This is a genomic window from Delftia sp. DLF01 (assembly GCF_014852125.1).
In the GTDB taxonomy this organism is placed as follows: Bacteria; Pseudomonadota; Gammaproteobacteria; order Burkholderiales; family Burkholderiaceae_C; genus Comamonas; species Comamonas acidovorans.
In genome coordinates this window covers 103,618-116,091 of record NZ_JACVAZ010000007.1, presented here as the reverse complement: position 1 = coordinate 116,091, position 12,474 = coordinate 103,618, and the positions used below count along the sequence as shown (strand labels likewise).

The following is a 12,474-nucleotide window of genomic DNA, read 5'->3' as shown; positions in this document are numbered from 1 at the left end:
AGATCACGGCATTGCCCCCGCCGCAGGCCCCTGGCCGGCGAACAGGGCAAGATGGCCGGCTGCGGCATTCGGGCCGCTCAGACACAGCACGGAATCTCCATGAAGCACTACGACTACATCGTCATCGGCGGCGGCAGCGGCGGCATTGCATCGGCCAACCGCGCCGCCATGCACGGGCGCCACTGCGCGCTGATCGAAGCCGGCGAGATCGGCGGCACCTGCGTCAACGTGGGCTGCGTGCCCAAGAAGGTCATGTGGCATGCGGCCCAGATCGGCGAGGCCATGCACCGCTACGGCCCCGACTACGGCTGGGATGCCACCGTCAACCGCCTGGACTGGCAGCGCCTGCTGGACAGCCGCAGCGCCTACATCGACCGCATCCATGCCTCGTATGAAAGCGGCCTGGCGCGCAACAAGGTCGAGCTGATCCAGGGCTTTGGCCGCTTCGTGGATGCACGCACCGTGGAGGTGGGCGGCCAGCGGCTCAGTGCCGATCACATCCTCATCGCCACGGGCACGCGCCCGGCACGGCCCGACATTCCGGGCGCCGAGCTGGGCATCGACTCCGACGGCTTCTTCGCCCTCAAGGCCCTGCCTGCGCGCACTGCCGTGGTCGGTGCCGGCTATATCGCCGTGGAGATTGCCGGCGTGCTGCACGCGCTGGGATCGCAGACCCATCTGTTCCTGCGCCAAAACTCGGCACTGCGCGGGTTCGATCCGCTGCTGAGCCAGACCCTGATGGAAATCATGGAGGCCGAAGGCCCCGCCGTGCACCGCCAGGCCACCCCGAAGGCCGTGGTCCGCAACGCAGACGGCAGCCTGGACCTGCAACTGCAGGACGGCAGCAGCCACACCGTGGACTGCGTGGTCTGGGCCGTGGGCCGCCGACCCGACACCTCGGGCCTGAACCTGGAGGCCGCAGGCGTGGCGCTGCAGGACAGCGGCCACATCGCGGTGGACAAGTTCCAGGACACCAATGTGCCCGGCATCCACGCCGTGGGCGACATCACGGGCCGCATCGAACTCACGCCCGTGGCCGTGGCCGCCGGCCGGCGCCTGTCCGAGCGCCTGTTCAACGGCAAGACGGGCGAGCACCTGGACTACGACAACGTGCCCACCGTGGTCTTCAGCCACCCACCCATCGGCACCGTGGGCCTGACCGAGCCGCAGGCACGCGAGCGCTTTGGCGACGATCAGGTCAAGGTCTACCAATCGGCCTTCACCGCCATGTACACGGCCGTCACGCGCCACCGCCAGCCCGCGCGCATGAAGCTGGTCTGCGTGGGCCCCGAGGAGCGCATCGTGGGCATACACGGCATCGGCCTGGGGATGGACGAGATGCTGCAGGGCTTTGCCGTGGCCCTGAAGATGGGCGCCACCAAGCGCGACTTCGACGACACCGTGGCCATCCACCCCACGGCGGCCGAGGAGTTCGTGACCATGCGCTGAACAGGCGCACAGCCTGACCTCAGCGGTTGACCACGGCCTTGGGCAGGGCCAGCGTCAAGAGGCTGCCGGCCACCAGGCAGGCGGCGAACAGCAGCAGGCCTGCGCTCGACGAGTGCGTGAGATCCTTGAGCCAGCCCAGCAAATAGGTGGCCGCAAAGCCTCCCAGGTTGGCAATGGAGGCGATCAGCGCAATGCCTGCGGCCGCCGCCGGCCCCGTCAGGAACGTGGCGGGCAGGCACCAGAACACGGGAAAGGCTGCCATGATGCCCGCCGTCGCCAGAGAGAACAGCAGCACGGTGGCGAACACATGGCCGGTGTACAGCGTGCTCAGCGCCATGGCGGCCGCGCCCGCCAGTGCCGGCAGCACGATGTGCCAGCGCCGCTCGCGGCGCCGGTCGGAGCTGATGCCGTTGAGCAGCAGCGCAGCGATGGCAAAGGCATTGGGAACGGCCGTGAGCAGGCCGATCTCGGCCGTGCTCCTGACCCCGGCCTCGCGGATGATGGTGGGCAGCCAGAAGCTGATGGCATAGGTGGACATCATCAGGCTCAGGTCGATCAGGCCCAGCAGCCAGACCCGGCCGCTGGACAGCGCCGCCCACAGCGAATGGTGGGACTCGGCCAGCCTGTCGCTGTCGAGGTTGGCGCGCAGCACGCCCTTGTCGCGCGGCGACAGCCATTTGGCCGACTCGATGCTGTTGGGCAGGTAGACGAACACCAGCAGGCCCAGCACCACCGAGGGAATCGCCTCCAGGAAGAACAGCCACTGCCAGCCCGCATGGCCACGCACGCCGGCAAAGGCCGTCATGATCCAGCCCGACAGCGGCGCCCCGACCAGGCTGGCCAGCGGCAGGCCGATCAGGAACAGCGCCATGATCTTGCTGCGCATGCGCGTGGGATACCAGTAGGTCAGGTACAGCATGACGCCGGGAAAGAACCCCGCCTCGGCCACACCCAGCAGAAAGCGCAGCACATAGAACTGCATGGGCGTGCTCACGAACATGGTCGCGCCCGAGATCAGGCCCCAGGTGATCATGATCCGCGCGATCCACAGCCGCGCGCCCATGCGCGCCAGCACCAGGTTGCTGGGCACCTCGAAGAGGATGTAGCCCACGAAGAACAGGCCTGCACCCAGGCCGTAGACCGTCTCGCTGAAGCCCAGGTCCTGCTGCATCTGCAGCTTGGCCAGCCCCACGTTGATGCGGTCCAGATAGGCGGCCAGGTAGCACAGGCAGAAGAAGGGCACGAGCCGCCACGTCACGCGCCCGTACAGCTGCCGCCGCTCCTTCTCCTGCTCCTGCAAGTGGACCCCCTGCCCCTGCATACCGCCAATGCCTGCATTGCTGTGAACTGACATTTCAGCTCCTTGCTGTGTTGACCATTGCCACCGTTCATGGCCCTGCGTCGCCGCGTTGGCGCACTGCAGCCGGATCCGGCGGAAACATCTGTCTGCAGTGGAAATTTCAAGTGCCTACGCTCAATGCTACGCACGATAGTCAAAAACAAATCAAGTAGTTTCCCGATAGTCATCATCCATCAATTCGCACAAAAATCCCTGTACGCAAAGGAAAAAAGGGGCATCAACTCACGCAATGCCTTGGTGCTCCTTTGTAGTTAACCCGACTCAATTCAAGCGCATACGCTTCAAAACCCCGAACCCGCGGAATGAAATCCGTGATCAGAACCAAGGAGACAACCCATGCCCAGACTGCATTCAAGGACAGGACACGCCATTGCCCTGGCCGGCCCGGCACTTGCCCTGCTCCATGCCATCGCCCCGCTGCCGGCGGGCGCGCAGGTCACGCTGCAGGGTCAGATCGATGCCTTCGCGGGGTTCTCGCGCCCGCTGGGCGCGGACAAGGGCACGGGCGTGCTCACGCCAGGCGGCATGCAGACGAATTTCTGGGCCTTGCGTGGAACGGAGGACCTGGGTTCTGGATTGAAGGCCGTGTTTGCACTGGAGGCCTTCTACCGCGCGGACAGCGGCGCCGAAGGGCGTTTTGCCAATGACGCCTTCTTTGCGCGCAGCGCCTATGTGGGCCTGAGCGGCGGCTGGGGCACGCTGCAACTGGGGCGCAACACCACCCCCTACTGGCTGGCCACCATCGCATTCAACCCGTATGCAGGGTCCTTTTCGCTCTCACCCGCGGTGCTGCACAGCTTCGGGCCCAACGGCACGGCCGCCGCGCCGCTGCGGGGCGACTCGGGCTGGAGCGACAGCCTGCTCTACACCAGCCCGTCCTGGGGCGGATTCACGGCACGGCTGCAGTATTCGTTCGAGCCGCCTGCCGGCACGCCCGCGTCCCAGCGCCGCGATGCGGACAAGTACGGCGCCAGCCTCAGCTATGCGGGCGGCGCATTCGCCGCCGCCCTCGCCTACCAGAGCGTGGCCCATCCCAATGCCGCCACCACCGCTACCGCCACCGGCCTTGACCGCCAGAGCGCCTGGCTGCTGGGCGGCTCCTACGATCTGGGCATGGTCAAGCTGTTCGCCCAGTACCAGCGGCTGGCCGACACCGTGGCCGGCGCGGACCGCCGCAGGAACAGCGGCCAGTTCGGCCTGTCCATTCCCGCAGGCCCGGGCGCCGTGCTGGCCTCATATGGCCATGCGCGCACCTCGGGCGCCGAAGACGCCAGGCGCAACACCTGGGCCGTGGGCTATGACTACCCCCTGTCCAAGCGCACGGACATCTACCTCAACAGCCTGCACGACCGCATCACGGGCACGGGCGCCGGCAGCGGCCAGACCTGGGGCCTGGGCCTGCGCCACTATTTCTGAGTCCTGGGCTGGGGCTGGGCCGGTGGCTGCTGCACCACGCGCAACACCGTCTCCACCATGTGGTCGCCCCAGCGCTGCAGCTCGGCCTGCTGCAGCAGCTCCTTGTCGAAGAAGGCGCTCAGCGTGTGGCGATTGGAGAGGTAGAAGTAGCCCAGTCCCATGACCGTGATGTAGAGATCGTCGATGTGCACATCGGGACGGAACAGGCCCTGGGCCATTCCCGATTCCACGGCCTTGCGCAGCAGCGTGATGGCGTTGGGAAAGAAGTCGCGTATGCCCGAGGCCTTCTTCAGGTGCTTGCCCTTGAGCAGGTTTTCGGTGTTGAGCAGGAAGATCAGTTCCGGGTGCTCCTGGTAGTAGCGCCACATGAAGCGCACCACGGCCTCCAGCGCAGCGCGCGGATCGTCGAAGTCCACCAGCAGCTTCGCCTCGGCCTCCACCAGCTTGCGGTAGGCGTTCTCCAGCACGGCGGCGAACAGCTTGTCCTTGCTGCCGTAGTGGTAGTAGAGAAGGCTCTCGTAGCACTTGGCCTGCTTGCCGATGCGCTGCACGCTGGCGCCGTCGTAGCCACTTCTGGCGAACTCGATCTCGGCCGCAAGCAAGATGGCCTCCTTGGTCGTCTTGCCGGTCTTGGCAGTCCGCTTGCGCCCCGCAGACGCCTTGGCAGGGGCCTTGGAAGGGGCCGACTTCGCAGCGGCTTTCCTGGCGGGCGCAGCCTTGCGCTTCGGGGTGGCGGGAACTTCCTCGGGATCAGTGGTCATGGGCACGGCGTCAGGTGAAGGGGGCGTTGCGTCGGCCATTCTAGGGAAAAACGCCATATTGAAATTGAGTGTTCACTCAAACAAAATTGAGTGAACACTCAACAAGGAGAGTCCCCATGGAAACCTATGTACTCGATACCTGGTACCCGCTGACCTGGTCGCGCAACGTGGGCCGCCAGCTGTCGGCGCACCGCATCGTCGAACGCGACGTGGTTCTCTACCGCACCGAGGCCGGCGCCGTCGTGGCCATGGAGGACGCCTGCCCCCACCGCCTGCTGCCGCTGTCCATGGGCAAGCTCAAGGGCGATGCCATCGAATGCGGCTACCACGGCCTGACCTTCGACTGCAGCGGCCGCTGCACGCGCGTGCCGGGCCAGGACATGATCCCGGGCAACGCCGTGGTGACCACCTATCCGGTCAAGGAGAACATGGGCCTGGTCTGGATCTGGATGGGCGATCCCTCGCGCGCCGACAGCGTGCCGGTGTTCGACCTGCCCCAGTACCACGACCCGGCGTGGAGCGCCGTCGAAGGCGATGCGCTGCGCATAGAGGCCAACTACCTGAACCTGGCCGACAACCTCTGCGACCCCGCCCATGTGAGCTTCGTGCACCTGAGCACGCTGGGCAACGCGGCCAGCGAGGACATCCCCGTGCACCACGAGGAGCTGGACGGCCGCATCGTCACCTGGCGCTGGATCATCGATGCGCCGGCCATTCCGCTGTTCGCCAAGTACGGCAATTTCAGCGGCAACGTGGACCGCTGGCACTACTACCACTACCACGCGCCCAGCATCGCCATCATCGACTTCGGCAGTGCCGCCACGGGCACGGGCGCCCCCGAGGGCCGGCGCGACAACTGCATGCAGATCTATGCCTGCCACTTCATGACGCCCGTGGACCGGAACACCTCCATCGACCACTGGCTGCACGTCAAGAACTTCACGGCCGATGCCGACACCAATGCGGCCCTCTCCGCCGACTTCCGCGTCGCCTTCGCCGAGGACAAGGCCATCCTCGAAGCCATAGAGCGCAACGAAAAGCGCTTTGCCACGCGCAAGACCATCAAGATCGCCATCGATGCGGCCCCCCGGCGCATGCGCCGCATGGTGGACCGCATGATCGAGGGCGCGCCCACGGGCGACTGAGGAGCGGGCCATGCACGACGACACCCACCCCACCCTCCCGCCCATCGGCTGCAACGGCCGTGGCGTGCAGCGCTCCTCGCGCCACCAGCCCATCGGCCTTCAGGAGCTGCCCATACGCGAGCAGTTCCGCCTGGTCAGTGAAACCGGCGCCTTCGACTGCTTCGACCGCCTGCCTCTGCGCACGCAAATGGCCGAGTACGAGGCCGCCATCGCCGAGTTCAACCTGCCCGTGCACACGGCCAGCTGGTTCTACCGCCTGGGCGAGGACGAGGCCCTGCTGGCCCACAACCTGCGCATCTGCCAGGCCATAGGCGCGCGCTGCCACAACATCATGACCTTCAAGCACCACCGCGACGGCCATGTGCTGGACGATGCCGAGATCACCGACCACTACCTGCGCCTCTACGACGACGCCATGTCTCTGGGCGTGGAGCCCAGCTTCGAGCTGCACGTCAACATGTGGACCGAGGACTTCCTGCGCGTACGCGAGGTGGCCCGGCGCGTGCAGGCGCATGGCGTGCCCTTCCACTTCACGCTGGACTACAGCCATGTGAACTTCAAGATCGGCAACCCGGCCGAGCAGGAACTGTCGGGCGTGCGCGAACTGGTCGAGAGCGGCGAACTGGTGCTGGACCCCTTCGAGCCCGGCTCGCTGTGCGAACAATGGCTGGACATGGGCATCGTGCGCTGGGCCCAGCTGCGCGCAGCCGGCCCCAACCAGCCCCTGAACCTGTGGCACCGCAACGAGGACGGCAGCCCGGGCCGGGGCATCCAGTACCCCATGCTGCGGCCCGGCCCCGGCGAATGGCATTCGCCCTGGCACGCCTATCTGCTGGAGCCCTCCAAGGAGGCCATCCGCAAGGTGCTGGCCTACCACCACGCGCACCCGCACAGCCCGCTGCGCCACCTCACCACCGAATTCATCAACCTGCCCGACTACGGCCTGGGCGCAGGCTATGACCTGCTGGCGCAGAACGTGGCGGCCGCACGCTTCATGCGGCAAGCCTGGGACGAGATCTGCGCCCGCCCCGCAGTCCAGGCCTCGTGCAAAGGTGCATCATGACCCCCGCACAACACCCCCAAGGCCACGCCGTCATCATCGGCGCCGGGCATGCCGGCGGCACCCTGGCCGCCCTGCTGCGCCAGTACGGCCACCCGGGCCCCATCACCCTGGTCGGCGGCGAAGACCTGCCGCCCTACCAGCGCCCGCCGCTGTCCAAGGCCTGGCTGCAGCAGGCCATGGGCCTGGACGATCTGCTGCTGCGGCCCGCCAGCGCCTATGCCGACCAGGCCATTGCCCTGCGCCTGGGCGTGCGCGCCATGGCCATAGAGCCGGGCTCGCAGCAGGTAGCGCTGAACGACGGGTCGGCACTGCACTACGACCACCTGGTCATTGCCACAGGCGCCGCACCGCGCTGGCTGGCCCTGCCCGGGGGTGAGCGGCCCGGCGTGACCTACCTGCGCACCATGGAAGACGCGCAGGCGCTGCGGGGCCACCTGCAGACCGCCCGCTGCCTGGCCATCATCGGCGGCGGCTATGTGGGTCTCGAAGTCGCGTCCACGGCCCGCAAGCTGGGGGTGCAGGTCCGGGTCATCGAGCGCGAAGGCAGGCTGCTGTCTCGCAGCGCCTCGCCCCAGATGGCCGCACATCTGCACGGCCTGCATGCAGGCCAGGGCGTGGAGGTGCATTTCAACGCTTCGGTCACCGCCATCCAGGGCGACAGCCCCACCGGCATCACGGGCCTGAGGATGGCTGATGGCTCCCGCCTGGAGTGCGATGCCGTGCTCATCGGCGTGGGTGCAGCGCCCAGCGTGGAGCTGGCGCAGTCCCTCGGCCTGGACTGCGCGGGCGGCATTGCCGTGGACGGCGAAGGCCGTACCGCCATGGCCGGCATCTACGCCATAGGCGATGCCACGCGCCGCCCCCTGGCCGGCTACCCCGGGCTGCACCGGCTCGAAAGCGTGCCCAGCGCGCTCGAACAGGCCCGGCGCGCAGCCTGCGCCATCACGGGCCGCGCACTGCCCGCCCATGAAGCGCCCTGGTTCTGGTCCGATCAGTACGACACCAAGCTGCAGATCGCCGGCCTGCCCGGCCATGGCGACCAGACCGTGCTGCGCGGCGACCCGACCAGCGGCAGGTTCGCCGTCCTGCACCTGCGCGGTGGCCAGCTGTGCGCCGCCGAATGCGTGAACTCACCGGGCGAATTCATGGCAGCGCGCAAGGCCATCGCCGCCACGCACTGCGCCGACCCCGGTTTCCCGTCCCTCCCCCCCAAAGCCCCACCCACGCCATGACCACCATCACCTTCATAGAACACAGCGGCCGCAAGCACGTGGTGCAGGCCACGGACGGCCAGAGCCTCATGCGCGCCGCCGTCTCCAACGGCGTGCCGGGCATCGATGCCGAATGCGGCGGCGCCTGTGCCTGCGCCACCTGCCATGTCTACATACAACCGGAGTGGCTGGACCGCGTGGGCCCGGCCCAGGGCGGCGAAAGGGAGATGCTGGACTTCGCCCTCGACGTGCGCGGCGACTCGCGGCTGGCCTGCCAGATCACGGTCTCGCCGCAGCTGAATGGGCTGGTGGTGGGCATGCCGGTGGCGCAGAGCTGACGCGGCATCCGGCTGACCCCAGGATCACTTCCGCTTCCGCTCCCGCTTCCACTTCCACTTCCCAAGACGATTTCAGCGCGACGCCAGGCCGTGCCCCACCGCCCGCAAACACTCCACCAGCAACCGCGTCGTCGCCGTCATCGGCTGGCCGCGCAGGGTGATCAGGCCCACGGGCGGCAGGTCGATGGGCACGGGCAGGTCCAGCACGGCGACCAGTCCCTGCTGCGCGAAATGCTCGGCCACGCCGCGCGCCATGAAGGCCACGGCGCCGCGCGTGTGCAGGAAGCTGATCTGCGACAGGAATGAGGCGGACTCCACCAGGTCGGCCGGCGGATGCAGGCCGTGGGCGAAGAACTGCTGCTCCAGCTTCACGCGCAGCGATGCCCAGGGCGGGGGCATGACGCAGGGCATGTCGGCCAGCGCCTGCCAGCTCGCAGGCTGCGCCAGCAGCGCATGGCCGGGGCGCACGACGGCGACCATGGGCTCGTCGTACAGGGCTTCGGTCTCCAGGTCGGGCGAGGCATAGCCGGGTTCGAGCCGGCCCACGAACAGGTCCAGCTCGCCCATGCGCAGCTTGGGCAGCAGCCGCGTGAGATCGCCCTCCTCGACCAGCACCGTGGTCTGGGCCGATCGCGCCTTCAACTGCTCGACGGCCCGGGCCAGCAGCACGGGCGTGGCCACCACCATGGCGCCCACGCTGGTGCGCCCGCGTGTGCCGCTGGCCTCGGCCGCCATTTCATCGCGCGTGCGTTCGAAGCCCGCCAGCACCGAGCGCGCAAAGCGCACCATGCTGACGCCGGCCGCCGTGGGCTCGGTGCCTCGCGTGGAGCGCTCGAACAGCGTCATGTCCAGCATGCGCTCTATCTCGGCCAGGGTCTTGGAGACGGCGGGCTGGGTCACGGCCAGGAACTCGGCGGCGCGGCCCAGGTGGCGGAACTGGTCCAGCGCCACCAGCAGCTGCAGGTGGCGCAGCTTGAGGTTGGAGCGCAGCACGCGGTCAATCTTGCTCATGGAGTCTTCATAGCTTTGAGGTTATGAAGCCAGTCTATCTTTTCATTGGATTGTCATGATCAGGCGCTGAACAATCGCGCCAGTCAGCCCAAGGCCCGGATCACAGGGCTGCAAAAAGCCAATACAGGAGACAAGCGATGAACACCCCACGCACACGCCATGCAAGCCGGCGCGAATTCGTGCTCGCCACCCTCGGCGCCAGCGCACTGGCCGCCACCGGCCCCCTCTTCGCCCAGAACTGGCCCGAACGCCCCATCACCTTCATCTGCCCCTGGCCTGCGGGCGGCACGGCCGACCAGTCCATGCGCGCGCTGTGCACCGTGGCCGGCAAGCTGCTGGGCCAGCCGATCGCGGTGGAGAACCGCGCGGGCGCCTCGGGAATGATCGGCGCCAAGGCGCTGGCCTCGGCCAGGGCGGACGGCTACACCATCGGCCAGATTCCCATCTCGGTCACGCGCTTTTCGCAACTGGGCAGCCTGCAGGCCGATCCGCGCAAGGACTACACCTACATCGCGCGTACCTCGGGCCAGACCTTCGGCATTGCCGTGCCCGCCAATTCGCCGTTCAAGACGCTCAAGGACTTCGTGGCCGCCGCCAAGGCGAGGCCCGGCCAGGTGACCTATGCCCATGCAGGCGTGGGCGGTGCCACGCATGTGGGCATGGAGGAATTTGCGGGCGTGGCCGGCATACAGCTCAACCATGTGCCCTACAAGGGCGGCGCCGAGGCACTGCAGGGCGTGCTGGGCGGCCATGTGGATGCGCTGGCCGACTCCAGCTCCTGGGCTCCGCATGTGGAGGCCGGCAAGCTGCGCCTGCTGGCGACCTGGGGCGAGCAGCGCACGGCGCGCTTCAAGGACGTGCCCACGCTGCGCGAATGCGGCTACGACGTGGTGGTCGATGCGCCCAACGGCATTGGCGCGCCGCGTGGCCTGGACCCGGCCGTGGCGACCAGGCTGCGCGAGGCCTTCCGCGCCGCCGTGGCCAGCCCCGAGTTCAAGTCCGTGGCCGAGAAGCTGGATGCACCGCTGCTGTACCTGGACGGCCCGGACTACGAGAAATACGTCAACACGGTCTATCAAAAAGAGACCGTCCTCATCGACAAGCTCAAGCTGCGCGAATTGATGAAGGGCTGACAGCCCGCGAACCCACATCGATGAAAGCCCCTCATGCCCCGCATGTCCCGCACCGATAGCCCCCTGCTGCACCTGCATCCCAACGATAACGTGCTGGTCGCCAAGACCGCTCTGTCGCTGGGCCAGGAGATTCCCGAACTGGGCGTGCGCGCCCGCGCCCAGGTGCCTGCGGGCCACAAGATCGCCGCGTGCCGCATCGCAGAGGGCGAGCAGGTGAAGAAGTACGACACCGTGATCGGCGTGGCCATGCGCGAGCTGGAGGCCGGCGACTATGTGCACAGCCACAACCTGCGCATCGTGGACTACTACCGCGACCCGGCCTTCGGCGCCGACGTGCGGCCCGTGGACTATGTGCCCGAGGCGCAGCGCGCCAGCTTCCAGGGCTTTGTGCGCGCCGGCGGCGGCGTGGGCACGCGCAATTTCATCGGCATCCTGTCGTCGGTGAACTGCTCGGCCACGGTGATCAAGCGCATTGCCGCGCATTTCACGGCCGAGCGCATGGCGGCCTTCCCCAACGTGGACGGCGTGGTGGCCTTCGCCCAGACCAGCGGCTGCGGCATGTCCTCGCCCAGCGAGCATTTCGACGTGCTGCGCCGCACACTGGCCGGCTATGCGCGCCACCCGAACCTGGCCGGCGTGCTCATCGTGGGCCTGGGCTGCGAGCGCAACCAGGTCGATGCCCTGGTGGAGTCTCAGGGCCTGAGCGAAGGCCGGCTCATGCGCACCCTGGTGATGCAGGAGGTCGGCGGCACGCGCGTGACCATAGAGGCGGGCATCCGCGCCATCGAAGAGATGCTGCCCGAGGCCGACGCTGCGCGGCGCAGCACGGTCAGCGCCAGCCACCTGAAGATCGGGCTGGAGTGCGGAGGCTCGGACGGGTTTTCGGGCATCACGGCCAACCCGGCCCTGGGCGCGGCCATGGACATCCTGGTGCGCCACGGCGGCACGGCCATCCTGTCGGAAACGCCCGAGATCCATGGCGTGGAGTTCATGCTCACGCGCCGCGCCATCACGCCAGCCGTAGGGCAGAAGCTGCTGGACCGCCTGGCCTGGTGGGAGCGCTACGCGGCCGGCCAGAACGCGCAGTTCAACGGCGTGGTCGGCCACGGCAACCAGGCCGGGGGCCTGGCCAACATCTTCGAGAAATCGCTGGGATCGGCCATGAAGGGCGGCACCACGCCGCTGCGCGCCGTCTACGAATACGCCGAGCCCATCACCGAGCCGGGCTTCGTCTTCATGGATTCGCCGGGCTACGACCCCGTGGCCTCCACGGGCCAGATTGCCAGCGGCGCGCACCTGATCTGCTTCACCACGGGGCGCGGCTCCATGTTCGGCAGCAAGCCCGCGCCCACCATCAAGCTGGCCAGCAACACGCCCATGTACCGCCGTCTGGAAGAGGACATGGACATCAACTGCGGCCTGATCGTGGACGGCGAATGCGGCGTGCCCGAGATGGGGCAGCGCATCTTCGCGCAGATCCTGCGCCACGCCAGCGGCGAGCCCACCAAGAGCGAGGCCCTGGGCCTGGGCGACCATGAGTTCGTACCCTGGCACCTGGGCATCGTGAGCTGAGCCGCCCCTTACAAC

The 12,474-nt window shown here is 67.8% G+C and carries 11 protein-coding genes; 8 read left to right on the top strand and 3 right to left on the bottom strand.

Annotation, left to right across the window (positions count from 1 at the left end; genetic code table 11):
- Positions 1-99 precede the first annotated feature (99 nt).
- Positions 100-1,449, top strand: a complete 1,350-nt coding sequence (gene gorA, locus IB269_RS27795; RefSeq protein WP_071954757.1) for a glutathione-disulfide reductase — start codon at positions 100-102, stop codon at positions 1,447-1,449.
- 19 nt (positions 1,450-1,468) lie between these two features.
- On the opposite strand, the gene IB269_RS27790 is transcribed toward gorA, so the two are convergent.
- Positions 1,469-2,803, bottom strand: coding sequence for an MFS transporter (locus IB269_RS27790; RefSeq protein ID WP_412523757.1), 1,335 nt, complete (start codon positions 2,801-2,803; stop codon positions 1,469-1,471).
- A gap of 342 nt (positions 2,804-3,145) precedes the next feature.
- On the opposite strand from IB269_RS27790, the gene IB269_RS27785 reads away from it, so the two are divergent.
- Positions 3,146-4,225, top strand: a complete 1,080-nt coding sequence (locus IB269_RS27785) for a porin (RefSeq protein WP_192368842.1) — start codon at positions 3,146-3,148, stop codon at positions 4,223-4,225.
- On the opposite strand, the gene IB269_RS27780 is transcribed toward IB269_RS27785, so the two are convergent.
- The gene (locus tag IB269_RS27780) at positions 4,216-4,986 is read right to left on the bottom strand and encodes a TetR/AcrR family transcriptional regulator (protein WP_052155316.1); all 771 of its coding nucleotides are present in this window, start codon (positions 4,984-4,986) and stop codon (positions 4,216-4,218) included. The genes IB269_RS27785 and IB269_RS27780 overlap by 10 nt on opposite strands.
- A 116-nt stretch (positions 4,987-5,102) precedes the next feature.
- Between IB269_RS27780 and IB269_RS27775 the strand changes: the two genes are divergently transcribed.
- Genes IB269_RS27775 through IB269_RS27760 form a run of 4 tightly spaced genes read left to right on the top strand, consistent with a single transcriptional unit; the run spans position 5,103 to position 8,743 of the window.
- A complete protein-coding gene (locus tag IB269_RS27775) occupies positions 5,103-6,131 on the top strand; it encodes an aromatic ring-hydroxylating dioxygenase subunit alpha (RefSeq protein ID WP_192368841.1) in 1,029 nt (342 codons plus the stop codon).
- A 10-nt stretch (positions 6,132-6,141) separates the two neighbouring features.
- The gene (locus IB269_RS27770; RefSeq protein ID WP_192368840.1) at positions 6,142-7,194 is read left to right on the top strand and encodes a xylose isomerase; all 1,053 of its coding nucleotides are present in this window, start codon (positions 6,142-6,144) and stop codon (positions 7,192-7,194) included.
- The gene (locus IB269_RS27765; protein ID WP_192368839.1) at positions 7,191-8,426 is read left to right on the top strand and encodes an NAD(P)/FAD-dependent oxidoreductase; all 1,236 of its coding nucleotides are present in this window, start codon (positions 7,191-7,193) and stop codon (positions 8,424-8,426) included. The genes IB269_RS27770 and IB269_RS27765 overlap by 4 nt, the downstream gene beginning before the upstream one ends.
- On the top strand, positions 8,423-8,743 hold the full coding sequence (locus IB269_RS27760) for a 2Fe-2S iron-sulfur cluster-binding protein (protein ID WP_043822920.1): 321 nt from the start codon (positions 8,423-8,425) through the stop codon (positions 8,741-8,743). Before IB269_RS27765 ends, IB269_RS27760 begins: the two co-directional genes overlap by 4 nt.
- Positions 8,744-8,815: 72 nt before the next feature.
- Here IB269_RS27760 and IB269_RS27755 read toward each other — a convergent pair whose 3' ends face one another.
- The gene (locus IB269_RS27755) at positions 8,816-9,754 is read right to left on the bottom strand and encodes a LysR substrate-binding domain-containing protein (protein ID WP_192368838.1); all 939 of its coding nucleotides are present in this window, start codon (positions 9,752-9,754) and stop codon (positions 8,816-8,818) included.
- Between the two features lie 137 nt (positions 9,755-9,891).
- Between IB269_RS27755 and IB269_RS27750 the strand changes: the two genes are divergently transcribed.
- Positions 9,892-10,887 carry a Bug family tripartite tricarboxylate transporter substrate binding protein gene (locus tag IB269_RS27750; RefSeq protein ID WP_013803495.1) on the top strand — a complete coding sequence of 332 codons (996 nt, stop codon included), beginning with the start codon at positions 9,892-9,894 and terminating at the stop codon, positions 10,885-10,887.
- Between the two features lie 42 nt (positions 10,888-10,929).
- Positions 10,930-12,459 (top strand): UxaA family hydrolase, encoded by a 1,530-nt coding sequence (locus IB269_RS27745; protein WP_192368912.1) that lies wholly within the window; start codon positions 10,930-10,932, stop codon positions 12,457-12,459.
- The last annotated feature ends 15 nt before the right edge of the window (positions 12,460-12,474 follow it).

Bases quoted from the DNA above. Each gene is read 5' to 3' on its own strand.
- IB269_RS27775 (WP_192368841.1), top strand. From the start codon at position 5,103: ATGGAAACCTATGTACTCGATACCTGGTACCCGCTGACCTGGTCGCGC.
- gorA (WP_071954757.1), top strand. From the start codon at position 100: ATGAAGCACTACGACTACATCGTCATCGGCGGCGGCAGCGGCGGCATT.
- IB269_RS27790 (WP_412523757.1), bottom strand. From the start codon at position 2,803: ATGTCAGTTCACAGCAATGCAGGCATTGGCGGTATGCAGGGGCAGGGG.
- IB269_RS27745 (WP_192368912.1), top strand. From the start codon at position 10,930: ATGTCCCGCACCGATAGCCCCCTGCTGCACCTGCATCCCAACGATAAC.
- IB269_RS27750 (WP_013803495.1), top strand. From the start codon at position 9,892: ATGAACACCCCACGCACACGCCATGCAAGCCGGCGCGAATTCGTGCTC.
- IB269_RS27770 (WP_192368840.1), top strand. From the start codon at position 6,142: ATGCACGACGACACCCACCCCACCCTCCCGCCCATCGGCTGCAACGGC.
- IB269_RS27765 (WP_192368839.1), top strand. From the start codon at position 7,191: ATGACCCCCGCACAACACCCCCAAGGCCACGCCGTCATCATCGGCGCC.
- IB269_RS27785 (WP_192368842.1), top strand. From the start codon at position 3,146: ATGCCCAGACTGCATTCAAGGACAGGACACGCCATTGCCCTGGCCGGC.
- IB269_RS27755 (WP_192368838.1), bottom strand. From the start codon at position 9,754: ATGAGCAAGATTGACCGCGTGCTGCGCTCCAACCTCAAGCTGCGCCAC.
- IB269_RS27780 (WP_052155316.1), bottom strand. From the start codon at position 4,986: ATGACCACTGATCCCGAGGAAGTTCCCGCCACCCCGAAGCGCAAGGCT.
- IB269_RS27760 (WP_043822920.1), top strand. From the start codon at position 8,423: ATGACCACCATCACCTTCATAGAACACAGCGGCCGCAAGCACGTGGTG.